We start from the raw sequence: 23,239 nt of genomic DNA on the forward strand, positions 1-23,239 counted from the left end.
CATGTCGCTTGCTCCGGCCCTTCTCGACACCGCGCCGGTCGCGGCTTTTCTTGGCGTGCTCGAAGGGGCGACGGAGTTCATTCCGGTCTCCTCGACTGGACATATCCTGCTTGCAGGCCACTTTCTGGGCTTCGAGAGCGCAGGCAAGACCTTCGAGGTCGTGATCCAGCTGGGCGCGATCCTTGCGGTGATGGGGGTTTACGCCGCCCGGCTCTTGCAGATGGCGCGCGGGATCGGGCGCGATCCGAAAGAGATGCGCTTCCTCGTCTCGATCCTTCTGGCCTTCTTTCCGGCGGCGCTTGTCGGCCTCCTTGCCCATGATCTGATCAAGACCGTCTTCTTCGAAAGCCCGCGGCTGATTGCCACCATGCTCGTTCTGGGTGGGATCGTTCTGCTGGTTGTCGACCGCCTGCCACTCAGGCCGCGTCATCACGATACTGATGCGCTGCCGTTTCGCGTGGCGCTGGGGATCGGCATCATCCAGTGCCTCGCGCTTATTCCCGGTGTGTCGCGGTCGGGCTCCACCATCGTCGGCGGGTTGTTCCTCGGTGCCGACAAGCGCACGGCGGCGGAGTTTTCCTTCTTTCTGTCGATGCCCACCATGTCGGCAGCGTTTGCCTATGATCTGTGGAAGAACCGCGATGTGCTTGACACGTCAGCGATGGGCGAGATCGCGATCGGCTTCGTCCTTGCCTTCCTGTCGGCGCTTGTCGTCGTGCGCTGGGTTCTGGGCTATGTCAGCCGCCGGGGGTTTGCCCTGTTCGGCTGGTGGAGAATCATTGTCGGATGCCTTGCCTGGGCGGCGCTTTGGGCGGGGTTTTGATAATAGGTAAGTACAAGTTACCTAAAATTCGGATCGTTTCTCACCTGATTGTCGAAAAAGTGCAACAAAGCCGAATATAGGTCAGTAAAACTGACTTTTATTCGATACAGAAGCACTGTAGCTCTGGGCTCCGCCACGCAACGCCGGAGCTCGATCCCCCATGGCCCAGAACCGCATGCTTCAATTCGTCACGCGCGACCGGGAAATGCCGGAAAAGCGGGCGGCCGGTCAGCGCAATGCGGATTTCGATGAAATCTACCGCCAGTTTGCCGCCGAAAAGGCCGCCGAGCAGGCCGGGCGCTGCAGCCAGTGCGGCGTGCCTTATTGCCAATCGCATTGTCCGCTTCACAACAATATCCCCGACTGGCTGCGCCTGACCGCCGAGGGTCGGTTGCAGGAAGCCTATGAGCTGTCGCAATCGACGAACACTTTCCCCGAAATCTGTGGCCGCATCTGCCCGCAGGACCGCCTGTGCGAAGGCAATTGCGTCATCGAACAGTCGGGCCACGGCACCGTGACGATCGGCGCGATCGAGAAATACCTGACCGACACGGCTTGGGCCGAAGGCTGGGTGAAGCCCATCACCCCCGCAGCGGAACGGGGCGAAAGCGTGGGCATCATTGGCGCCGGTCCGGGCGGCCTTGCCGCCGCCGAGGCGCTGCGCCGCGCTGGCGTGCAGGTCACGGTCTATGACCGCCATGACCGGGCAGGCGGGCTTTTGGTCTACGGCATCCCCGGCTTCAAGCTGGAAAAGGACGTGGTTCTGCAGCGGGTCGCGCAGCTGGAAGCGGCGGGCGTCCAGTTCGTGCTGAACTGCAATGTCGGCGTGGACATTTCCTTCGACGCGATCCGCGGCAAGCATGACGCGGTCCTGATCGCCACCGGTGTCTACAAGGCGCGCGACCTTGGGGGCCCGGGCGCGGGCCTTTCGGGCATCGTTCCCGCGCTCGATTATCTGACCGCCTCAAACCGCAAGGGGCTGGGCGACGAGGTCGCGGCCTTCGACGAGGGCACACTGAACGCGTCCGGCAAGCGCGTCGTCGTCATAGGTGGCGGCGACACGGCGATGGATTGCGTGCGCACGGCGATCCGCCAGGGCGCGACCTCGGTCAAATGCCTCTACCGCCGCGACCGCGCGAACATGCCAGGCTCGCAGCGCGAGACGCAGAACGCCGAGGAAGAGGGCGTCGAATTCGTCTGGCTGACGGCACCCAAGGGCTTTACCGGCACTGCCACTGTGGAGGGCGTTCTGGTCGAACGGATGCGCCTCGGCGCGCCTGACGCCACTGGCCGCCAGACGCCCGAGGTCATCCCGGGCGCGGATTTCGTGGAACCGGCTGATCTGGTGATCAAGGCCCTGGGGTTCGAGCCCGAGGACCTGCCGAGCCTCTGGGGCGTCGCCGACCTGCCGGTCACTCGCTGGGGCACGGTCAAGGCGCAATATGCCACGCACGCGACCGCGCTGCCCGGCGTCTATGCGGTGGGCGACATCGTGCGCGGCGCGAGCCTTGTCGTCTGGGCGATCCGCGACGGGCGAGAAGCCGCGAAGGCCATCCTCGACTATCTGGCGCAGGGCGCCCAGTTGGCTGCGGAGTGATGTCGATGCGTAAGATCGCGGCAAGTCTCGGCGTCCTGTTTCTCACCTCAGCCCCCGCCATCGCCGCGGGCAAGTTCGTCGTGCCTGACGGCTGCGACGCCTTCGTTACCGTCCAGCATGCGGATTGTCAGGTCAGCTATCACTACACCTGTTCCCGTGACCCAGACGGCGATCAATGGTCGGTCTATGCGGGCCCCGATGGCCCCTATTACATGTCGCGCATCGACCGCGAGACGCGCTGGGTGGAAAGCCATGACCTGATAACACCCGAAAGCGATCGGTTGGGCAGCGAGAAGGAGCCTGCCTCCTTCACCACGCTCATCGACACGGGCCGCGACGATTTCGATTTCACCACGATCAGCGGCACCGGCGAGGTGCGCCGTTACGCGGGCCATGACGCGCTGAAGGGTGGCTCGGTCACCATCGACGGCGTGACGCTGGAGCGGACGGAGTTCGCGCTGGAAACCTTTGGCCCGGACGGGTCGTTCCTGCACCGCCGTTCCGGCCGCCAGCTCATTAGCCGCGACTGGCGCCTCTTTTTCGCCGACACCGAGCATTTCGAGAATGCCTTCGGCGATGTCGAAGACAGCACCTCCACCCCTATCACCTTCGCCTTCCCAGGCGACAAGGGGTTCCTGTCCGGCACGCCGCAGTTCGGCTGCGATCAGATGATGACGATGCTGGATGGGCAGCTTGTGCCAGCAAGCTACCGGGGGCAGCCGTGATCGAGGGGCACTGCCTCTGCGGGGCCGTCACCGTCACGGTGGTCGAACATGGTGGCTTCACCGGGGCCTGCCATTGCCGGATGTGCCAGCGCTGGTCGGGGGCTCTGTTCGTCAGCTTCAACGCGGCCGCGGCAGACGTGACCGTCAGGGGCGAGGTCGCGCGATTTGCCTCGACCGACTTTGCCGAGCGGGCCTTCTGCCCGAAGTGCGGCTCGCACCTCTGGATGCGCAACACCGACCGGGTGGATGCGCCCTATGACCTGATGCCGGGCCTTTTTGACGCTGCCCGGGATATCCAGCTGAAAAGCGAAATCTACACCGACCGCGCCCTGCCCGGCCTTGCGCTGGCGGGCGACCACCGCCGCGCGACGCGGGCGGAATATGAAGCGAAGAACCTGCATATCGAGGGAGACGCCCCATGAGTGATTTCAGCCAGACCTGGGAGCGTGACGAAGTAGCCCGCCGCAAGTGGTTTGCCGAGAATGGTCTTTACCGTGAGGAGGATGAACATTCCTCCTGCGGCGTGGGCCTCGTGGTGGCGATCAATGGCAAAGCCAGCCGCAAGGTGGTGCAGAACGGCATCGACGCTCTGAAAGCCGTCTGGCACCGGGGTGCGGTCGATGCCGACGGCAAGACCGGCGACGGGGCGGGCATTCATGTGCAGATCCCCGTGAAGTTCTTCTACGATCAGGTGCGGCGGACGGGGCATGAACCGGACCCCAAGAAGCTGATCGCGGTGGGTCAGGTCTTTCTGCCGCGAACGGATTTCGGCGCGCAGGAGCGCTGCCGGACCATCGTCGAGACCGAAGTCTTGCGCATGGGCCATTACATCTATGGCTGGCGGCATGTGCCGGTGGACACGTCCGTGCTGGGCGAGAAGGCCAATGCGACGCGGCCTGAGATCGAGCAGATCCTGATCCGCTGCGAAAAGCCCATCGATCAGGTCCAGTTCGAGCGCGAACTCTACATCATCCGCCGCCGGATCGAGAAGGCGGCGATCGCGCAGCAGGTGGCGGGGATGTATCTGTGTTCGCTCTCGTGCCGGTCGGTTATCTACAAGGGGATGATGCTGGCCGAGCAGGTCGCGACCTTCTACCCCGACCTTCAGGACGAGCGGTTCGAGAGCGCCTTCGCGATCTATCACCAGCGCTATTCGACCAACACCTTCCCGCAATGGTCGCTGGCGCAGCCCTTCCGCATGCTGGCCCATAACGGCGAGATCAACACGCTGAAGGGCAACGTCAACTGGATGCGCAGCCATGAGATCCGCATGGCGAGCGGAGCTTTCGGCGAGATGGCCGAGGATATCAAGCCGATCATCCCGTTCGGGACGTCGGACTCGGGCGCGCTGGATTCGGTGTTCGAGGCGCTGGTGCGGGCGGGACGCTCGGCTCCGATGGCCAAGACCATGCTGGTCCCCGAGGCCTGGTCGAAATCGGCGGTCGAGATGCCGAAGCCCTGGCAGGACATGTATGCCTATTGCAACTCGGTGATGGAGCCTTGGGACGGCCCCGCCGCCCTTGCCATGACCGATGGCCGCTGGGTTGTGGGCGGACTGGACCGCAACGGCCTGCGTCCCATGCGCTATGTGCTGACCGGCGACGGGATGCTGATCGCGGGGTCCGAGGCCGGGATGGTGCCGGTCGACGAGATGACGGTGCGCGAGAAGGGCGCGCTTGGCCCGGGCCAGATGATCGCGGTCGACATGGAAGAGGGCAAGCTTTTCCGCGATTGGGACCTGAAGGACAAGCTCGCCGCAAGCCAGCCCTTTGGTGACTGGGTCGCAAAGGTCATCAGCCTGAATGACCGGATGAAGGACGTGCCGGAAAGGGCGCTGTTCGAAGGCGCGGACCTGCGGCGTCGCCAGATTGCGGCCGGCTATACGCACGAAGACCTCGAACAGGTGCTGGCGCCGATGGCCGAGGATGGCAAGGAAATGGTCGCCTCGATGGGTGACGACACACCGCCCGCGGTGCTGTCGGGCCAGTACCGGCCGCTTTCCCACTATTTCCGCCAGAACTTCAGCCAGGTGACCAACCCGCCCATCGACAGCTTGCGTGAAAGCCGGGTGATGAGTCTCAAGACCCGCTTTGGCAACCTCACGAACGTGCTGGCCGAGGATTCAAGCCAGACGGAAATCCTCGTCCTCGAAAGCCCGTTCATCGCGAATGCCGAATTCGACGAGATGGTGCGGCTCTTCGGCGACCGGGTCGCCTTCATCGACTGCACGTTCGCCGAAAGTAACGGCGACGAGGCGCTGCACCGCGCGCTCGACCGGATCCGGGCAGAGGCGGAGGATGCCGTGCGCTCTGGCGCGGGGCATCTGGTGCTGACCGACGAACACCAGGGCGAGGCCAAGGTGCCGATGCCGATGATCCTTGCCACATCGGCCGTTCACAGCTGGCTGACGCGCAAGGGCCTGCGCACCTTCACCTCTCTGAATGTCCGCTCGGCCGAATGTATCGACCCCCACTATTTCGCGGTGCTGATCGGTTGCGGCGCGACGACGGTCAACGCCTATCTGGCGCTCGACAGCATCGCCGACCGGCTGCGGCGCGGGCTTCTGGATGGGGCGCTCGAGGACAATCTGCGCCGCTACCGCGATGCGATTGACGCGGGTCTTCTGAAGATCATGTCGAAGATGGGGATCTCGGTCATTTCCTCCTATCGCGGCGGGCTGAACTTCGAGGCGGTGGGGCTTAGCCGCGCCATGGTCGCGGAATATTTCCCGGGCATGCACAGCCGGATTTCCGGCATCGGCATCATGGGCATCCAGCGCAAGATCGAGGAGGTCCATGCGAAAGGCTGGAAGGGCGGCGCCGACATCCTGCCGATCGGCGGTTTCTACAAGGCGCGGCGGTCAGGCGAGAAACACGCCTGGGAAGCGCAGACCATGCATATGCTGCAATCGGCCTGCGATAGGGCGTCCTATGACCTCTGGAAGCAATATTCGATGGCAATGCGGGCCAACCCGCCGATCCATCTGCGCGATCTTCTGGACATCAAGCCGCTTGGCCGTCCGGTGCCGATCGAAGAAGTCGAAAGCATCACCTCGATCCGCAAGCGTTTCGTGACGCCGGGTATGTCGCTCGGGGCGCTGAGCCCCGAGGCGCACAAGACGCTGAACGTGGCGATGAACCGGATCGGGGCGAAATCCGACAGCGGCGAAGGCGGTGAGGATCCGGCGCACTTCCTGCCGGAATCGAATGGCGACAATCCGTCGGCGAAGATCAAGCAGGTGGCGTCCGGCCGCTTCGGCGTGACTGCAGAGTACCTCAACGCCTGCGAGGAGCTGGAAATCAAGGTGGCCCAGGGTGCGAAGCCCGGTGAGGGCGGCCAGTTGCCGGGGATGAAGGTCACGGCGCTGATCGCGCGACTGCGCCATTCGACGCCGGGGGTGACGCTGATTTCGCCCCCGCCGCACCACGATATCTATTCGATCGAAGACCTCGCACAGCTGATCTATGACCTGAAGCAGATCAACCCGCGCGCCAAGGTGACGGTGAAGCTGGTGGCTTCGTCGGGCGTCGGGACGATTGCGGCGGGTGTGGCCAAGGCGAAGGCCGACATCATCCTGATTTCCGGCCATAACGGCGGCACCGGCGCTTCGCCCGGCACCTCGATCAAATATGCGGGCCTGCCGTGGGAAATGGGCCTGACCGAGGCGCATCAGGTTCTGACGATGAACAAGCTGCGCGACCGGATCACGCTTCGCACCGATGGCGGCCTGCGGACCGGCCGCGATATCGTGATGGCGGCGATGATGGGGGCCGAGGAATACGGGATCGGCACGGCTGCCCTGATCGCCATGGGCTGCATCATGGTGCGCCAGTGCCAGTCGAACACCTGCCCGGTCGGCGTGTGTACCCAGAACGAGGCTTTGCGTGCGAAGTTCACCGGGTCGGCCGACAAGGTGGTCAACCTCATCACCTTCTATGCGCAGGAGGTGCGGGAACTTCTGGCCTCGATCGGCGCGCGGTCCATGGACGAGATCATCGGGCGGGCGGACCTTCTGACGCAGGTCTCGCGCGGTCATGCCGATCTTGACGACCTCGACCTCAACCCGCTTCTGATCTCCGTCGATGGCTCGGACCGCGTGGTCTATGACCGGTCGAAGCCGCGCAACGTGGTGCCCGATACGCTGGACGCGGAAATCATCCGCGATGGCGCGCGCTTCTTCGAGGAAGGCGAGAAGATGCAGCTTTCCTATGCGGTCCGGAACACTCACCGCACCATCGGGACGCGGGCGTCAAGCCATATCGTGAAGAAGTTCGGGATGCGGAATGGCCTGCAACCCGACCATCTGACGGTGAAGCTGACCGGATCCTGCGGCCAGTCCTTGGGTGCCTTCGCGGCGCCGGGGCTGAAGATCGAAGTGTCGGGGGATGCGAACGACTATGTGGGCAAGGGCCTTTCCGGGGGCACCATTACCGTGCGCCCGCCCATGGGATCGCCCTTGGACGCGGGCGAGAATACGATCATCGGCAATACCGTGCTGTACGGTGCGACGGACGGCCATCTCTTCGCCTCCGGCCGGGCGGGCGAGCGCTTCGCGGTCCGGAACTCCGGCGCGAAGGTGGTGATCGAGGGCTGCGGCTCGAACGGGTGCGAGTACATGACCGGTGGGGTCGCGGTGATCCTTGGCTGGATCGGCGCCAACTTCGGCGCGGGCATGACCGGTGGCATGGCCTATGTCTGGGATCAGGAGGGCGATGCGGCGCAACTGATGAACCTCGACAGTGTGGTGACCTCGCCCGTCAGCCACCCGCATTGGGAAGCCGAGCTGAAAGGCCTGATCGAACGGCACCTGGCCGAGACCGGAAGCCGCCGCGCTGCGCATATCCTCGCGAACTGGGCGACGGAAAAGGCCAGGTTCATCCAGGTCTGCCCGAAGGAGATGCTGGTGCATCTGCCCCATCCGCTGACCGAGGAGTCACGGGCGGTTCCGGCCGAATAGGCGCGTCGTCGCACTGCGAGCGCTCCTCGCGGAGAGGGGCGCCCGACGAGAAACGAAGTGCCCGAGGAGGCGCCTTTAGGCCCTTGCCCGGCACGGGGGCGCCGGTCTAACTGGGGCGATGAGCGAGACGGCCAAGAAACCGCGCCGCAAGGCCACGAAAAAGCGCCCCGCCCCCGAGGAGGATATTCCGAGCTGGGGCGAGCTGGCGCGTATGACCGCGCGGTTTTTCGCGCGCGGGCTTCTCTATGCGACCGGGGCTTTCCTTGCGCTGGTGGTGATTTACGCTTTCGTCAATCCCCGTCTCACCCCCTATATCCTTGCCGAACGGTTCCGGCTGGGCGGGATCGAACGGACCTGGGTGGCGATTGAGGACATGCCGCCCGTCGTGGCGCGCGCCTTCGTGGCGGCAGAGGATGCGAATTTCTGCCAGCATTGGGGCTTCGACGTGAAGGCGATCCGCAAGGCGATCGAAGAGGGTGAGGGGCGCGGCGCCTCGACCATATCGCAGCAGGTGACCAAGAATGTCTTCCTCTGGCAGGGGAGGTCCTGGCTCCGGAAGGCGCTGGAGGGTCTGATGACGCCGGTGGTGGAGCTTGTCTGGACCAAGCGGCGCATTCTCGAGGTCTATCTGAACGTGGCCGAAACGGGCCCGGGCCTTTTCGGGGTCGATGCCGCCGCCCGGCATTATTTCGGCGTCGGCGCGGCGGACGTGACCCCGCAGCAGGCCGCGCGCCTTGCGGCCGTTCTGCCAGACCCCAAGGGCCGGAACCCGGCGAAGAACTCGGGCTATATCAAGCGCCGCGCCGCCCAGATCGTGCAGGGGGCCGAGACGATCGCGGCCGATGGCCGCGCCGCCTGTTTCGAGGGCTGACGGCCCAATCAATGCTGCCGTTGTCCGGATTTCGATACGAAATCCGGCCGGACCCTTACAAAGGGTCCGGTTCGAAATCTTTGCAAGATTTCGGCGCCGACCTCAGATGTCGACAAGGGCGCCGCGCTTGCCAATGACGCGGCCCGCGACGGCGGCTGCGGCATAGACCGCCGCCTCTGGCCCTTTGCCGTCAAGCATCGCCGCCAGGAATGCCGCGTTGAAACTGTCGCCCGCGGCGGTCGTATCGACCAGTTCGGCAATTGCAGGCGGCTGGTATCGCCCGCGACCCTCATCCCCCTGCCAGAGGACCTCCGCAGCGCCGTTCTTCACCACCACTTGGCGCGCACCATCCTGCAGGTAGCGTGCGGCCGTTGCTTCGGGCGAACCGTCGCCGAAAGCCGCACTTTCGTCTTCGAACGAGGGCAGGACAAGATCCGCCCCCGCCGCCGCGCGGCTGATCCAGCGGCACATGGTTTCGGTGTTTGGCCAGAGGCGCGGGCGCAGGTTCGGGTCGAAGACCACCCGGGCGCCGCGCGCCCGTGCGGCGGCGAGCGCCGAGAGCAGGCTGTCCCGGTCCCCGTCCGGCAGGATCGCGAGTGTGATGCCGGAAAAGACCAGCGCGTCCGCACTCCGGAACGCGCGGTCAAGCCGCGCGCGGTCCGCGGCAAGGCAGCGCGCTGCCGACTGGCCGCGCCAGTAGGAAAAGCTGCGCTCGCCCCGGTCGAGCGAAATGACATACAGACCCGGTGCCCGTCCGGGGATGGTGGCAATATGATCAGTCCCGATCCCGGCGTCTGCAATGAAAGCCCGCATCCGTGCCGACATCGGATCGTCACCGAGCGCCGTAAGATAATCGACCTCGAAATCCCGTGGCAGCAGCCTGCGCAGATACCAGGCCATGTTGAATGTGTCGCCCGCAAAGCTCTGACGATACTGGCCAGCGCCCACCGAGCCATCCGTCGGCGCGAATTCCACCATACATTCGCCGATGGCGACGATGCGCCTGCTCTTCCCCGTCATGCCGGAGTGTCTGCGCTGGTCGATGCCCTGTTCAGCCGGCCCGCACTAGCCGCAGAAGCACGAGAAGGATCACCGCGCCGATAGTGGCATGGAGGATCGAGGCAATCATGCCGCCGCCCATGCCCAGCCCGATCGCGGGCAGGATGAAACTCGCGACGAAGGCGCCGACGATCCCCACGACGATATTGCCGATCAGGCCGAAACCATAGCCCTTGACGATCTGGCCCGCCAGCCAGCCCGCGACTGCGCCGACGATCAGCATAATGATGATGGAATTCAGACCCATTACATCCTCCCTCGTTTGGCGGAGGCTAGCACGGGCCGGTAATGAACCCTAGGTAAATTTCTCACGCCTCCGAGGCGGGGTCGTCCGGCGATCACGCGCCGCCATAGCGCCGACGCGCGCGGATGATGCGCCAGACCGAGAGGAGGATCAGCGGCAGGCTCCAGAGCAGCGCGGGGGCAAGGCCGTCGGTCGTGGCCCAGTGAATGAAAGTCAGGATCGCCGCGGGATAGACCCAGCGTTGCAGGCGTTTCCAGCCGGGTCCCATGCGCCGTACGGCGGCGTCGGTCGAGGTCCAGGCCAGCGCGAGCATAATCGCCCCCGCGACCCAGCCGGTCGCGATTTCGGGGCGCGTGAAGCTGCGCGCAATGCCAGCCAGATTCGCGTTGACCACCCAGAAGAGCAGATGGAGCAGCGTGTAGAGAAAGCTCGCTACGCCAAGGTTGCGCCGCCGCGCCTTGAGCCAGGGCAGGGGCCCCAGAAGCAGCATGAGCGGCGTCACCATGAGCGTGACGAACAAGAGAACGGCCGCGATCTCGCCTGACAGCGGCACATAGGCATGTTTGGCGTCGGTGACGAACCGCTCGTACGTCAGCCAGAGACCGGGCAACGCAAGAAGCGCCCAGAACAGATAGATCCCTGCCTTGCCGCCGGTTCCGCGACCGTTTCCTGCCATGATCCGCCTCTGCTATTCCGCTGCGATCGCCGATGCGCCCGTGGCCGCCGATTCTTCGTCGCGCTTGATCTCGAATTCCTCGTGGTAGGAGCGTTCCACGTTCACGTTCCACACGTCAAGCTTGGCGCCCAGGATATTACGCGCGGCATACATGGCCGACAGCATGGAATGGTCCTGGTTGTTATAGCGATGAAGGCCGTTGCGGCCGACAGTCTGGAAGTTTTCCAGGCCCATGATCCAGTCTTCGAGCACATCAAGCGCCTCGCGATACTCTCCGTCATAGACCGGATAGGCCTTGGGCTGGCGGATAATCGCGGCGCCGATCACGTCGGTCGCCTTCGCGAGGCCGAGCTGTTCCAGCTCCTGCGAGGCGAGCGTGCGCAGGTCTTCGTCCTTCATCTCCCACAGGCCGTCGCCTTCCTGGCAGAAATATTCCATGCCGATCGAGGCGGTGTTCTGGTCGGGAAGCATTTCCTTCGACCAGGCGCGGAAGTTTTGGATGCGACCGACCTTCACCTTGGGCGAATGGATATAGATCCAGTTGTCCTTGAACGGGTCGGCATGGTCGAGCACCAGCGTCACGATCAGGAAGTCGCGGTACTTCAGTTTGTTTGCAGCCTCGACCACTTCCGGCGGCGGCGGCGGATCCATGCACAGGATCAGGTCGCGCAGCGCCATCGTGTTGATGAAGTGATCGCCCTCGATCCGCTCTTCGACCGGCGCAGACCCGTCCTTCGACCAATGCTTCACATCGACCGAGGTCACGCGGTTGCCCTTGCGGTTCACCCGCACGACCGGCGCCTGCATCTGCACCTCGCCGCCCTGCTCGCGCACCATGTCGCGGCACTTTTCCCACATCATGCCGGGGCCGAGGCGGGGGTACTGGAATTCCTCGATCAGGCTCGTCGTGTCATTGGCGCCCGAGATCGCGTTCCAGACCGCCTTGAACAGCGACAGGTTCTTGATGCGTTGCGCGGCCCAGTCGGCGCGGATCTCTTTCGGGTCGATCCCCCAGACCTTCTGGGTGTAACTACGGAAGAAATGCATGTAGAGGCGGCCGCCGAAACGGTTGATCACCCATTCCTCAAAGCTTTCCTCGCGGCGGAAGGGGCGGACCTGCCATTTGAAATACGACAGCATGATCCGCATGCTTTCGTACGGGCCGATGTTCGTCAGCGCGTTGAACAGCTTCAGCGGATAGTCGAAGAATTTCTCACGGTAGTAGATGCGCGAAAGGCGCGGGACGGTGATGAAGTCGTCCTTAAGCACCTCGTGCCACATCTCCTCAACTTCCTTCACCTTGGTGAAGAAGCGATGGCCGCCGATGTCGAACCGGTAGCCGTTGTTGGATTCGGTACGGGAAATCCCGCCGACCATGTCGGACGCTTCCAGCACGACCGGCCGGTGGCGCTTGCTACGCTTTTGCAGCTCATAGGCCGCAGTCAGACCCGCAGGCCCCGCGCCAATGACCACGACGGGGCTCGTTTTGCCGTCATTCATGTTGCTCACCACCACTTCCGAAATGCCAGAAATAAAAAGTACAAGAAACGTCTCAACAAATGCACCACCCACGCCCGGTCATCATACTACGCCATCCTGCGGCCACCAAATGCGAGATCGCATTTTTGCCACATTTCGGCACGGATTCCGGAACCAATCCGGTTGGAACGGCAACCATCTTCCGCATCTTGCGCGCAAACGGCGCGATACGCCGCCGGTGATGCAACCGATAGTTGAAATCTGTTGTTTCCAATATGGTAACGGTGCATCGATTCGCTCGTCAGACCTTCAAATCTTTACCAGGGCGCCGCTGATGGCCGGGGCATCCGCTGCCGAGAACACGTTCCGCGTGTCCAGAAGAAGGCGCGCAGCGCGGGCGACAAGCGCATAGTCGACAGCACTGTGATCGGTCGTCACCACCACCGCATCATAGGCCTTCAACGCCGCTTCGCTCAGCTCGACCGACCGTCGCCCGGCAAGACCCGGATGATCGCGCGTGACCGGCATCACCGGGAAATAGGGGTCGTGGTAGTCGCAAGATGCCCCCATCGCCTCCAGCCGCCCGAGGATGGCAAGGGCGGGGCTTTCGCGCGTGTCTTCGACGTTCTTCTTATAGGCGACGCCGAGGATCAGCACCCGCGCGCCCGACACCGGGCGCCCGCGCTTGCCTAGCTCCACTGCGACACGACCGGCGATCAGGTCGGGCGCTTCATCATTGTTGCGGCGCGCAAGGTCAATGATCGGCGTCGCCGACCCGACATCGCGTGCCCGCCAGCTCAGATAGACCGGCGACACCGGAATACAGTCGCCGCCGATGCCGGGCCCGGGGTAGAAGGGCATGTAGCCGAAGGGCTTGGTCGCCGCCGCCTGCACCACTTCCCAGACATCGACGCCCATCGCCTCCATCGCCACCTTCATCTCGTTCACCAGCGCGATGTTCACGGTGCGGAAGCTGTTCTCTGCCAGCTTCACCGCCTCGGCGGTCGCAAGTGACGACACAGGCACGGTACGGGTCACGACCGAGGCATAGAATCGGTCGAGCAGATCGCGCGACTGCTGATCGTCGGCGCCGACGATCTTCGGGATCGACTTGGTGTCAAATTTCGCATTTCCCGGGTCTTCGCGCTCAGGCGAGAAGCCGAGGAAGAAATCCTGCCCGGCCTTGAAACCGCTGCGCTCAAGGATCGGTTTGACGACGGTCGCGGTCGCTCCGGGCCAGACGGTGCTTTCCAGCACCACAAGCTGCCCGGGCCGAAGTTGCGCGGACACGGTTTCGGCGGCGCGGACTACGTAGGACATGTCCGGCTCGCGCGTCTCTGACAGAGGTGTCGGCACGCAGATCAGGATGATATCGGCGGCAGCAAGGATCGCGGGGTCCGAACAGGCCGAGAAGCGGCCGCCCTTCACTGCCCTGGCGATCCGGTCTTCGGCGAAGTAGGAAATCACCCGTTCGCCCGCGTTGATCTGCGCAACACGTGCCGCGTTCAGATCGAACCCGGTGACCGGAAAGCCGCATTCGCTGATCGTCAGCGCCAGCGGCAGGCCGACGTAACCAAGGCCCACGGTCGTCACCCGTGCCTCGCGCGCTGCGATCTTTTCCTTGAGGGAAGAATACATCGAAAATGCTGCCGTCATGAAAACCCCGAAATTGGGCTATGAACCAATTGGTGCACCTTTCCTCGCACCACGCCCGACCGTCAAACGCAGGCGACGCATTGGCCCGCGCTGTCATACGAATGGCAAAACCTTGGCGAACTGTCGCGAAACCCGCGCCAATATCCGTCGCCTTCCCACCCACTGGACGCAGCAATAGCAGAGTCGCAGCCCTTCAGAAATGGCGGAATTCCTGCCCCGATAGGCTTCGGCTCATGAAAGCGGCGCCCCGCGACAAAATCGGCGGCAAATAACGATTGTCGCCCGATGCGCGACAGGTTTTCGTTTCCCTCGTGCGCGGGGCCGCGCCTGCTGCTACCGTGCCCCGATAGTCTAGAACATTTCCGCGCGCGGCACGGGGGCGCATTTCAGGCATGCAGATACTCATTACCGGCGGCGCCGGATTCATCGGCTCCCACCTGGCAGAGCGTCTGGTGCGCGAGGGACATCAGGTCACAGTACTTGACGATCTTTCGACCGGGCGGCGGGAAAACCTTGCCGCACTCGAAGGGTCGAACGCGCTTCGGTTCGTCGAAGGCACGATCCTCGATGCCGACATGGTGGGTGACCTCGCGCGTGGGGCGGATGTGATCTTTCACCTGGCCGCAGCGGTCGGCGTGAAGAAGATCATGGATGAACCGTCGCGCTCGATCCTCACGAATGTCGGCGGGACCGAGACGGTCCTGAAGGCGGCGCTGCGGAAAAAGACCCTGACCTTCGTCGCCTCTACCTCCGAGGTCTATGGCAAGGCGCGGAAATTCCCTTTCAGCGAGGATGACGATCTGACGATCGGCGCCACGAAGAACCTGCGCTGGTCTTATGCCTGCGCCAAGACGCTCGATGAATTTCTGGCGCTGGCCTACGCGCGCGAAGAAGGGTTGCCGGTCGTGATCCCGCGCTTCTTCAACACAACGGGCCCGCGCCAGACCGGGCGCTATGGCATGGTGGTGCCGAATTTCATCGAGGCGGCGCTTGATAACCGACCGCTGATGGTTCACGGCACGGGCGAGCAGACCCGCTGTTTCGGCCATGTGGCCGATGTGGTCGAGGCGCTGATGCGGCTGATGGCCGCGCCTGAAGCGCGCGGTCAGGTGTTCAATGTGGCCAACGATCAGGAAGTGTCGATCAGGGGGTTGGCCGAACGGGTGATCGCCCAGACCGGATCGCGGTCGGAGATCCGGCTCGTGCCCTATGACACGGTCTATCCTGAAGGGTTCGAGGATATGGAACGCCGCCTGCCGGACGTCTCGAAGCTGCACCGCACCATCGGCTTCCGCCCGACGCGCGGGCTTTCCGAGATTATCAGCGATATCCTTGCCGAAAAACGCGCGGCGCGGGGGCATTGATGACCCCGACCCGTGCCGACCGGCTGGCCCTTGGTGCGATACTTCTTCTGGCGCTGGCGCTCCGTCTCCCGGTCATGACCGGGCCTTTGTGGTTTGACGAGATCGTCACGGTTCAGACCCATCTGAAATCGGGCTGGGGTGAGATGCTCTCCAGCTACTCGATGAACCACCACTATCTGCATAACCTTGCCGCGAAACTGTCGATGAGCCTTTTTGGCGAGGCACCCTGGGCGATCCGCCTGCCTGCGCTGATCTTCGGGCTGCTGGGCATCTGGGCGATGTGGCGGCTGGCGCTGGACCTCGGCGGGCGGTTGCCCGCGCTTGGCACGGCGCTGCTGATGGCGCTCTTCTACCATCACATCTGGTTTTCCACGAATGCGCGCGGCTATACGGGCCTTGCGCTTTTCTCGACGCTCGGGGTTTTCTATTTTCTGCGCGGGCTGCGGTCGGGGCGCCGCGCCGACTGGCTCTGGTTCGCGGCCTGCCTTGCCGCAACGATCTTCACCCATCTGACCGGGGCCTTCCTTTATGTAACGCTCGGACTTCTCTGGCTGACGCTGATCGCTGCCCACGCCCGCACCGGAACACTGGAACGCGCGACGGTGACCGGACCCTTCCTTGGCTTCCTCCTCGGGGGTCTTGTGACGCTGTCGCTTTACGCGCCGGTGGTGCCCAGCCTTCTGGCGGAGGTCTCAGGCGTCGCCAAGACCTCGGCGGGCGATCCGATGCAGGAATATCAGAACCCGCTCTGGACGATCTACGAAGGTCTCAGGACCGGGCTCGGCCACGCCGGGCCGGTGCCTTTGCTGGTTGGTGCGCTGGCGGCTACGCTGGTTTTGTGCGGCGCCCTGGCGCTCCGCCGCCGCGCGCCCCTCTTCGCGCCGATCGCCGTCGGCCATATCCTTCTGACCATCGTGCTGCTGCTTGCGGTCGGCATGCGCATCTGGCCGCGCTTTTTCTTTACAGACATCCCCTTTCTTCTGTTCCTGCTTGTCATGGGCGTCGGTCTCGTCTGCGGGCGGATCGCAACCCTGCTGCCCGCCCGCCTCGGCGCGCCGCTCTTTCCGCTCGCGATCCTCGTGATGGCCGCGATCCTCGCGCCGCTCGCCGCCCGCAATTACAGCGCGCCGAAGCAGGACCTCGCCGGGGCCTATGGCGCGGTTGAACTGGCGCGGGTGCCGGGCGAGAGGGTATTCGCGATTTCCTATTCCGGCGAGATCTTCACCGGCTATTTCGGTGCCGACTGGGGCACGATCTGGACCGAGGAAGACTATCGTACCGCCGCCACTGAACCGGGGCCGCTGACTGTGGTTGTGACCTTCCCTGCGCGAAACCTACGCGAATATCCGGCAATCGCGGCCGACCTTGAGGCAGGCAGGCTTACCGAGCGCGCCGCACTGTCCGGCACTCTGGGCGACGGCCATGTCCTGATCCTGCATCGGGATTGAAGAGATGGCCGATCTCGTCATCGGTTCCGGTCCCGCAGGCGTCGCCGCCGCGACGGCGCTTCTGGCGCGCGGGCGAAAAGTTCTGATGCTCGACGGTGGGCGGGAGCTGGAGCAAGGGCGCCTCGCCGCGCGCGACCGGCTGGCGGCGCGCGATCCACGTCTCTGGTCGGCAGAGGAGCGTGCAGACTGGCAGGCGCCGCAGTTCAGGGCGGCGGGCGGGCAGATACGCCGCTATGGGTCGGACTTCGCGATGGAGCCCGGCGAGCGCACCTTTGCGGCGGGCGCCGACCGGTTTCACCTGCGCGGCTCGCACGCCGTGGGCGGGCTGTCGAACCTCTGGGGCTCGGCGGTCCTGCCCTATGCGGCGGCGGACATGGCTGGCTGGCCGATCTCTGACGCGGACCTTGCGCCGCATTACCGCGCCGTCGCCGACTTCTTGCCGATCTCGGGGCGCGTGGACGATCTGGCATCGGTCTTTCCGACACTCGATATGGCGGGCAGCACGCCCCTGAGGCCCTCGCCGCAGGCCGAACGCCTTCTGACCGTGGCGGCGGGGGTGCGAGACCGGCTGGCCCGCGACGGGATCACACTCGGTCAGGCAAGGCAGGCTGTCACACCGGGCTGCCGCCAGTGCGGCCAATGTCTGCACGGCTGCCCGTGGCAATTGATCTGGAGCGCGCGCCAGCACCTGCCCTGGCTGCGAGCCGATCCGAATTTCAGCTACCGTCAAGGTGCGCATGTGGTGGCCTTCGAGGAGGCGACGGACGGAATTTCGCTCCGGCTGGAAAGTGGCGAGACCGTGCGCGGCGAGCGCGCTTTCCTTGGCGCCGGGGTTCTGGAAAGCGCACGTATCCTGCTGGCCTCGCTGCCCGGCCTCGGGCCATTGACGCTGCGCGACAGCGCGCATGGCTTCCTGCCGATGCTGCATCTGTGGCGCGCGCCGCGCCGTCCGGATCGCGGGCCGTTCCACACCCTGCCGCAGGCTTTCGCCGAACTGCGCGCGCCGGAAATCTCCGACCATCTTATCCATGCGCAGATCTACAGCTGGAACGAGTTCTTCGAGGCCGATCTTCTGGCGCGTTACGGTCGCCTGCCCGGCACGGGTCCGGTCCTTAGGGCGCTGGCGCGGCGTCTGATCGTGGCACAGATCTTCCTGCATTCCGACCTGTCGCCGCGGGCCTCGCTGACACTCGCCCGCGACGGTCGTCTGGTCGCCGCGACAGAGGAACGGGCCGAGACCGGCGCCGCCTTCGACGCCGCCGCGCGTCGCTTCTCGGGCGCAGCCTGGGCGCTCGGCCTTGCGCCGCTCGGCGCGGCACGGCGTCTGAACCCGCCGGGGTCGAGCTTTCATGCGGGCGCGACGCTGCCGATGGCCTCAGAGCCGACGACAGGGCAGAGCGACAGGCTCGGCAGACCTTTCAGCCTTTCTCGCCTGCATCTGATCGATGCTTCCTGCCTGCCCGCGATCCCGGCGACGACGATCACCTTGCCGGTAATGGCCAATGCGCACCGGATCGCCAGCGAAGCCTCTCGGTAGGCCGCGTCCTGAACTAAAGTTGGATTGCAAGCGCGGCGCGGCTTTCGTCGAGTGCTGGCGCTAGATTTGGTTCCGTTTCGCCATCTGCCCTCAGGTCACCCGCGTATTTTCGGTGGAGAAGATCATGACAGCCATTCCAGCAAGGCATCTTTCTTCTGCCTTGCACGTTCATGCCCTTATCCGGATCGCCCTTGCCTTGGCCGCCCTTTTCGTGGCGCCACCAGCGCGTGCCCATGTTTTCGAGGCGACCGGCGCAGTGGTCTATTTCGACGAGGCAGGCCAGCGCTATTCGGTCGCGCTATATGTCAACATCGAAGCCATTCTCGCGGGCGTCGATCCCGAGGTGAAGGACAGCAACGATTCGCCGAAGGCGGCCGAGTACAACCGGCTGAGGGCCATGCCACCTGAAGACCTGAAGAAGGCCTACGACCGAATATCGGCCGACTTTCTCGCCGGAATGACCTTTCTGATCGACGGAAGGCCCGACCATCCCGAGCTTTTGTCGGCCGAATTTGCCGAGGTCGGCGACCTGAGCAAAGTGCGCAAGACAATCTTCACCTTCCAGGGGCAGCTTCCGCCAAGCGCCAGGACCTTTGCCTTCGGCTGGAAACCGGAGTTCGGCAAGATCTTCCTGCGTACCATGGCGCCGCGTGCCCGCAGCCCGTATGTCGAGACGATTGCTGTCGGCGAGATGAGCGAGACGATCGTGATCGCCGATGTGAAGACGCGCAGTGCCTGGAACATGGTGAAGGATTTCATCTCGATCGGTTTCACCCATATCCTGCCGAAGGGCCTTGATCACATTCTCTTCGTCGTCGGCATCTTCCTTCTGTCGATCAAGGTGCGCCCGATACTGACCCAGGTCACATCGTTCACCGTGGCCCACACGCTGACGCTCGGGCTCGGGTCGGCGGGATATGTGAACCTGCCCACGTCGATCGTGGAACCACTGATCGCCGCTTCCATCGTCTATGTGGCGGTCGAGAACATCCTGCGCCCGACGCTCAGCCCCTGGCGGCCGATGGTCGTTTTCGGTTTCGGCCTGCTGCATGGCCTTGGGTTCGCGGGCATCCTTCGGGAATTCGGCATCCCGAAGGATGATTTCCTGCTCGGCCTTCTGAGCTTCAACGTGGGCGTCGAGCTTGGCCAGCTGACCGTCATCACGATCTGCTTCCTGCTGGTCGGCATCTGGTTCGGCAACAAGAGCTGGTACCGGCAACGGGTCGTCATCCCCGGCTCACTGGTAGTCGCGGCGGTGGGGGCCTACTGGTTTGTGCAGCGAGTGGCGATGTGACCCTGTGACGGGGCAGATGAGGCCTCAGACGGAGAGTGCTCCGCACTCGAAGGCGCCCTCGTCCAGGTCGCGGGCGAGGCCTTCGTGTCCCCGCGCGCGCGCAGATGCGGCGAAGGCCTTGCCATAGGCGGCAAGCACCCGGTCCTCGCGCCAGCGTTCCTCGTAGGCCTGACGCGCGGCCGCGGCCATGCGGTCGCGCGACCCGGGATCGGACTGCATCCGGCCCATGGCGGCCAGCAGCTCTGCCTCCGTCTCGAAGAGAAGCCCGCCGCCTGCGCTTTCAACGATCTCGGGGAAGGGGCCAAGCCTGCGGGCGATGACCGGCGTTCCCAGCCGGAAGCTTTCGATCAGGATGATCCCGAAGGTCTCGTAACAGACCGACGGCACGATCAGCGCCAGCGCGCCGCGGTAATAGGCGTTGAGTTCGTCAGGGTTCTTGCGGCCAAGGAACTGGATGCGCGGATTGCCCGCCGCCTGGGCCTTCAGCTCCGCCGCATAGTCGCCGTCGCCAAGGATAAGAAGGTCGGCGTCGGGGTACTTGTCCATCGCCGGAAAGACATCCTGCAGGCCCTTGATCTTTTCCAGCCGCCCCACGAACAGGAAATAGGGGCGCGGATGGCCCCGGTAGGGTTCGACCGCGCGGTGATCGAGGTCGGGCAGGAAATAGGGCAGGACCTGCATCGGCTGCTTCAGGCCGAAGTCGGCATGTTTCCTGCGCGAAAATTCCGATTTGGCGATGATGAGGTCGGCGTTGTCGAGCGCCCGGTCGAGAAGCCCGGAATAGCGCCAAAGCTGCGGCGGGCGGCGGTAATTTGCCACGCAGCGCAGGCAATGGCGCGCATCGCAAAGCTCCCGCCCGTGCCGCCACAGGACATGGGTCGGGCAGACCAGCCAATGTTCGTGCGCCTCATAGACCTTGAAGGCATCGCCATAGTCGAGAAGCCCCGGTCCGCCTACGAGCGAGGTATTGTTGTACCACAGGATATCGGGCCGCATCTCCTCGATCAGCGCGCGGATCCGCGTGCCATGCCAGATCGGCCGCCCGGTCTGCTGGGTCAGAAGGTTCGACAAGAACCCGCTGCGGGCGCGGAGGCCGATCCGCCGCACCCCGTCCGGCGCGCCTTCGGCCTGCACCTTGCCGCCGAGGATCAGATAGCTGTCCTCGTCATGAACGACCGTCACCTCATGGCCACGCGCCGCCAGTGCGCGTGCCATCCGCTGCACGCCTACCGCATCGCCGCCGAAGGAATAGGGCGGGTAGAAGGTGGTGAACAACAGGATCTTCAGTCTGCGCATCACGCCCCCTCGCCCCTCACAACGCGCATGAACAGCGCAAACCGGTCCCGCATCGCGGCAAAGGCGAAGCCGAGATAGACCACCACGCCGGCCGGCACCGCGGCGGCAAGCATATTCAGAGGATGTGTGGCGCCAGGAAGCTGCACCACGGCCAGGACCGCCAGCGCCATGATACCCGCGCCGGCCAGCGGCATCAGGTGGCACATTGCAAAGCCAAGCGCCGGGCGCCCGGCAATCTGCGCCACCGCCCTGAAATAGAAGGGCCAGAGCAGAAGGTGCGCCGCCACCACCGCGCCCGCGACCGCGACAATGCCGAAACGGGCGGCGATCCAGATCAGCCCGGCCATCAGAAGTGCCGCGCCCCAGGCCAGAAGCGCCACCGTCGCCGCGCGCCCCGCCGCCAGGCAGAAGGCGACCTGCACCCGCGCGATGCAGATATAGACCCCCATCGCCGCCAGAACGGTCAGCACCGGCGCCGCGCCCGCCCAGCCGGCGCCGAAGACCAGCGCGATCATCGGCGCGGCCAGGACCGAAAGCCCGGCAAAGAACGGGATGGCGACCGCCCCCGTCAGCCGCCCGAGGTCGAGAAGCAGCGCCCCCGCGTCGCCCCCCTGTCGCATCAGCACCGCAAAGGCCGATTGCGAGGCCTGCCGGAGCGGCGTGACAATCAGGAAGGACAGCGTTTCCACCAGTCGCCAGGCGACCGCGTAGAGCCCGGTCGCCTCTGGCCCAAGCGTCGCGCCGATCACCAGCGTTGGCACCTGCGTTGCGGCCAGCTCCCCCGCGCGCAGGCCCAGAACCTGCCCGCCGAATGTGGCCGCCAGCGCCAGATCAGCGCGCCGCACCTTCAGCCCCGGCCGCCAGCTGACCGCCCCCCAGGCCAGCACCGCGTTCGTCGTGATCAGGACCAGCCACTGGCCGACAAAACTCCAGACCCCGAAGCCCGCCAATGCCATGCCGATGCCGGTGATGCCGCCAAGGATCACCCCCGCCACCGCCCGGATCGCCAGGATGCGGAAAGCCAGATCGCGCCTCAGGATCGCCACCGGCACGGCATTCAGCGCCACGATCAGGACCGAGGGCGCGAGCGCGCGGATGAGCGTCGCAACCTCCGGCTCGCCATAGGCCTGTGCCGCGAATGGCGCGATAGCCCAGAGGGACAGACCAAGACCGGCTCCAAGCCCGACCAGCAGCCAGAACGTCGCGTTCAGCTCGCGCGCGCCCGCCTCGCGCGCCGCGATCAGATATTCCGACAGGCTTTCGCGCACGAGGCTTTCCGATAAGACGATGAAGACCGAGGCCATGGCCAGAAGCCCGTAGTCGCGCGCGCCGAGAAGCCGCGCCAACACCACGAACACCGCAAAATTCACTGCCTGTTCAAGCCAGTTTCCCGCGGCCATCCAGGCAACGCCGCGGCCAAAGGCCCGGTTGACGCTCATCAAAGCCCGGCCCAGGGCGCCATCAGCCGCCCCCTGACCCAACGAAGCGCCCGGCGCCGCACCAGATAGGCACTCCCCCGCCCGGCCAGATGGTCGCGCCAGCTGCTGAGATCGGTGAAATAATACATCTCAAGCCGCGGCAGGTCGAAACGGTCATCCCCTGGCCCCGCCTCATTCAACCGCGTGCCGACCGAAGTCTCATAGGCCCCGCGGATTGCCGCCCACTCCTGACGCCCCGCCTTGCCATAGGGCGGCGCGAAATGCGGGCAGGGGCAGCCAAGCTCGGCCTCGATCTCGTGCTTGGCAACCGCCAGCTCTTCGATGAGCTGCGCTGGCGTAAGCTCCGTCAGGTCGGAATGGGTCCGGGTGTGGCTGCCGAAAAGCACGCCTTCCCCCGCCAGCCGCGTGATCGTCGCCCAGTCCATCAGTGCCCGCGGCGGCGCGCCGATGCCGCGCCAGCCTTCTGGGCGACCAACGAACTGGGTCGGCAGATAGACGATCGGCCGAAAGCCGTACCGTTTCATCACCGGCCAGGCCACATCGGCGAAATCCTGAAAGCCGTCGTCGAAGGTGATCACAACCGACCGGCGCGGCAACTTGCCCGCAATCCGCGCCGCATACCAGTCATCAAGGGTGAGAACCGGCACCCGCGCCTCGGCCAGCAGCTTCATCTGCGCGGCAAAAACCTCAGGCGCGATTGCCGTCGCACCCCCGACCGTCGAGATCGAATGATACATCAGGATCGAGGTCCGCCAGCTCACCTCAGGTTCCTCT

General features: G+C 64.7%; 18 protein-coding genes. 10 read left to right on the plus strand and 8 right to left on the minus strand.

The features are described 5' to 3' along the window. The first annotated feature begins 1 nt into the window (after position 1). From OU426_RS07355 to mtgA, 6 genes are all read left to right on the plus strand, one after another. Positions 2-823 (plus strand): undecaprenyl-diphosphate phosphatase, encoded by an 822-nt coding sequence (locus OU426_RS07355; protein ID WP_267633276.1) that lies wholly within the window; start codon positions 2-4, stop codon positions 821-823. A gap of 160 nt (positions 824-983) precedes the next feature. Further along, positions 984-2,420, plus strand: a complete 1,437-nt coding sequence (locus OU426_RS07360) for an NAD(P)-dependent oxidoreductase (RefSeq protein WP_267633277.1) — start codon at positions 984-986, stop codon at positions 2,418-2,420. A gap of 5 nt (positions 2,421-2,425) precedes the next feature. Next, positions 2,426-3,145: a hypothetical protein gene (locus tag OU426_RS07365; protein WP_267633278.1), complete on the plus strand. Its 720-nt coding sequence runs from the start codon at positions 2,426-2,428 to the stop codon at positions 3,143-3,145. Further along, positions 3,142-3,567, plus strand: coding sequence for a GFA family protein (locus tag OU426_RS07370; RefSeq protein ID WP_267633279.1), 426 nt, complete (start codon positions 3,142-3,144; stop codon positions 3,565-3,567). Before OU426_RS07365 ends, OU426_RS07370 begins: the two co-directional genes overlap by 4 nt. Next, complete coding sequence (gltB, locus tag OU426_RS07375) at positions 3,564-8,102, plus strand: glutamate synthase large subunit (RefSeq protein WP_267633280.1); 4,539 nt, start codon at positions 3,564-3,566, stop codon at positions 8,100-8,102. Before OU426_RS07370 ends, gltB begins: the two co-directional genes overlap by 4 nt. Before the next feature lie 118 nt (positions 8,103-8,220). After that, positions 8,221-8,973, plus strand: coding sequence for a monofunctional biosynthetic peptidoglycan transglycosylase (gene mtgA / locus OU426_RS07380; RefSeq protein ID WP_267633281.1), 753 nt, complete (start codon positions 8,221-8,223; stop codon positions 8,971-8,973). A gap of 102 nt (positions 8,974-9,075) precedes the next feature. Here mtgA and OU426_RS07385 read toward each other — a convergent pair whose 3' ends face one another. The 5 genes from OU426_RS07385 to OU426_RS07405 all read right to left on the minus strand — a co-directional run bounded on the left by OU426_RS07385 (position 9,076) and on the right by OU426_RS07405 (position 14,069). Next, entirely contained in the window at positions 9,076-9,993 is a 918-nt protein-coding gene (locus OU426_RS07385) for a sugar kinase (RefSeq protein ID WP_267633282.1), read from the minus strand. Positions 9,994-10,024: 31 nt separating this feature from the next. Then, positions 10,025-10,279 carry a GlsB/YeaQ/YmgE family stress response membrane protein gene (locus tag OU426_RS07390; protein WP_267633283.1) on the minus strand — a complete coding sequence of 85 codons (255 nt, stop codon included), beginning with the start codon at positions 10,277-10,279 and terminating at the stop codon, positions 10,025-10,027. A 91-nt stretch (positions 10,280-10,370) separates the two neighbouring features. Then, positions 10,371-10,952, minus strand: coding sequence for a ferric reductase-like transmembrane domain-containing protein (locus OU426_RS07395; RefSeq protein WP_267633284.1), 582 nt, complete (start codon positions 10,950-10,952; stop codon positions 10,371-10,373). A gap of 12 nt (positions 10,953-10,964) precedes the next feature. After that, positions 10,965-12,452, minus strand: a complete 1,488-nt coding sequence (locus OU426_RS07400; protein ID WP_267633418.1) for an NAD(P)/FAD-dependent oxidoreductase — start codon at positions 12,450-12,452, stop codon at positions 10,965-10,967. 288 nt (positions 12,453-12,740) lie between these two features. Further along, positions 12,741-14,069: a nucleotide sugar dehydrogenase gene (locus OU426_RS07405; protein ID WP_267633285.1), complete on the minus strand. Its 1,329-nt coding sequence runs from the start codon at positions 14,067-14,069 to the stop codon at positions 12,741-12,743. A gap of 410 nt (positions 14,070-14,479) precedes the next feature. On the opposite strand from OU426_RS07405, the gene OU426_RS07410 reads away from it, so the two are divergent. The 4 genes from OU426_RS07410 (at position 14,480) to OU426_RS07425 (ending at position 19,730) form a co-directional block, all read left to right on the plus strand. Beyond that, positions 14,480-15,451: an NAD-dependent epimerase/dehydratase family protein gene (locus OU426_RS07410; RefSeq protein WP_267633286.1), complete on the plus strand. Its 972-nt coding sequence runs from the start codon at positions 14,480-14,482 to the stop codon at positions 15,449-15,451. Continuing rightward, positions 15,451-16,899 carry a glycosyltransferase family 39 protein gene (locus OU426_RS07415; RefSeq protein ID WP_267633287.1) on the plus strand — a complete coding sequence of 483 codons (1,449 nt, stop codon included), beginning with the start codon at positions 15,451-15,453 and terminating at the stop codon, positions 16,897-16,899. Before OU426_RS07410 ends, OU426_RS07415 begins: the two co-directional genes overlap by 1 nt. A gap of 4 nt (positions 16,900-16,903) precedes the next feature. Continuing rightward, positions 16,904-18,436: a GMC family oxidoreductase gene (locus OU426_RS07420; protein WP_267633288.1), complete on the plus strand. Its 1,533-nt coding sequence runs from the start codon at positions 16,904-16,906 to the stop codon at positions 18,434-18,436. 124 nt (positions 18,437-18,560) lie between these two features. After that, positions 18,561-19,730, plus strand: a complete 1,170-nt coding sequence (locus tag OU426_RS07425; protein ID WP_267633289.1) for a HupE/UreJ family protein — start codon at positions 18,561-18,563, stop codon at positions 19,728-19,730. Between the two features lie 24 nt (positions 19,731-19,754). On the opposite strand, the gene OU426_RS07430 is transcribed toward OU426_RS07425, so the two are convergent. From OU426_RS07430 to OU426_RS07440, 3 genes are read right to left on the minus strand one after another with little or no spacing between them, the layout of a single operon-like run. Beyond that, the gene (locus tag OU426_RS07430) at positions 19,755-21,026 is read right to left on the minus strand and encodes a glycosyltransferase family 4 protein (RefSeq protein ID WP_267633290.1); all 1,272 of its coding nucleotides are present in this window, start codon (positions 21,024-21,026) and stop codon (positions 19,755-19,757) included. Continuing rightward, on the minus strand, positions 21,026-22,465 hold the full coding sequence (locus tag OU426_RS07435; RefSeq protein ID WP_267633291.1) for an oligosaccharide flippase family protein: 1,440 nt from the start codon (positions 22,463-22,465) through the stop codon (positions 21,026-21,028). The genes OU426_RS07430 and OU426_RS07435 overlap by 1 nt, the downstream gene beginning before the upstream one ends. Continuing rightward, positions 22,465-23,226 carry a polysaccharide deacetylase family protein gene (locus OU426_RS07440; RefSeq protein WP_267633292.1) on the minus strand — a complete coding sequence of 254 codons (762 nt, stop codon included), beginning with the start codon at positions 23,224-23,226 and terminating at the stop codon, positions 22,465-22,467. The genes OU426_RS07435 and OU426_RS07440 overlap by 1 nt, the downstream gene beginning before the upstream one ends. Positions 23,227-23,239 lie beyond the last annotated feature (13 nt).

The sequence above is a fragment of the Frigidibacter sp. RF13 genome, assembly GCF_026626305.1.
Taxonomy (GTDB): domain Bacteria; phylum Pseudomonadota; class Alphaproteobacteria; order Rhodobacterales; family Rhodobacteraceae; genus TMP-24.

What these genes read in the sequence shown, in the direction of transcription:
- OU426_RS07355 (WP_267633276.1), top strand. Translation starts at nt 2, where the DNA reads ATGTCGCTTGCTCCGGCCCTTCTCGACACCGCGCCGGTCGCGGCTTTT.
- OU426_RS07360 (WP_267633277.1), top strand. Translation starts at nt 984, where the DNA reads ATGGCCCAGAACCGCATGCTTCAATTCGTCACGCGCGACCGGGAAATG.
- OU426_RS07365 (WP_267633278.1), top strand. Translation starts at nt 2,426, where the DNA reads ATGCGTAAGATCGCGGCAAGTCTCGGCGTCCTGTTTCTCACCTCAGCC.
- gltB (WP_267633280.1), top strand. Translation starts at nt 3,564, where the DNA reads ATGAGTGATTTCAGCCAGACCTGGGAGCGTGACGAAGTAGCCCGCCGC.
- mtgA (WP_267633281.1), top strand. Translation starts at nt 8,221, where the DNA reads ATGAGCGAGACGGCCAAGAAACCGCGCCGCAAGGCCACGAAAAAGCGC.
- OU426_RS07385 (WP_267633282.1), bottom strand. Translation starts at nt 9,993, where the DNA reads ATGACGGGGAAGAGCAGGCGCATCGTCGCCATCGGCGAATGTATGGTG.
- OU426_RS07390 (WP_267633283.1), bottom strand. Translation starts at nt 10,279, where the DNA reads ATGGGTCTGAATTCCATCATCATTATGCTGATCGTCGGCGCAGTCGCG.
- OU426_RS07395 (WP_267633284.1), bottom strand. Translation starts at nt 10,952, where the DNA reads ATGGCAGGAAACGGTCGCGGAACCGGCGGCAAGGCAGGGATCTATCTG.
- OU426_RS07400 (WP_267633418.1), bottom strand. Translation starts at nt 12,452, where the DNA reads ATGAATGACGGCAAAACGAGCCCCGTCGTGGTCATTGGCGCGGGGCCT.
- OU426_RS07405 (WP_267633285.1), bottom strand. Translation starts at nt 14,069, where the DNA reads ATGTATTCTTCCCTCAAGGAAAAGATCGCAGCGCGCGAGGCACGGGTG.
- OU426_RS07410 (WP_267633286.1), top strand. Translation starts at nt 14,480, where the DNA reads ATGCAGATACTCATTACCGGCGGCGCCGGATTCATCGGCTCCCACCTG.
- OU426_RS07415 (WP_267633287.1), top strand. Translation starts at nt 15,451, where the DNA reads ATGACCCCGACCCGTGCCGACCGGCTGGCCCTTGGTGCGATACTTCTT.
- OU426_RS07420 (WP_267633288.1), top strand. Translation starts at nt 16,904, where the DNA reads ATGGCCGATCTCGTCATCGGTTCCGGTCCCGCAGGCGTCGCCGCCGCG.
- OU426_RS07425 (WP_267633289.1), top strand. Translation starts at nt 18,561, where the DNA reads ATGACAGCCATTCCAGCAAGGCATCTTTCTTCTGCCTTGCACGTTCAT.
- OU426_RS07430 (WP_267633290.1), bottom strand. Translation starts at nt 21,026, where the DNA reads ATGCGCAGACTGAAGATCCTGTTGTTCACCACCTTCTACCCGCCCTAT.
- OU426_RS07435 (WP_267633291.1), bottom strand. Translation starts at nt 22,465, where the DNA reads ATGAGCGTCAACCGGGCCTTTGGCCGCGGCGTTGCCTGGATGGCCGCG.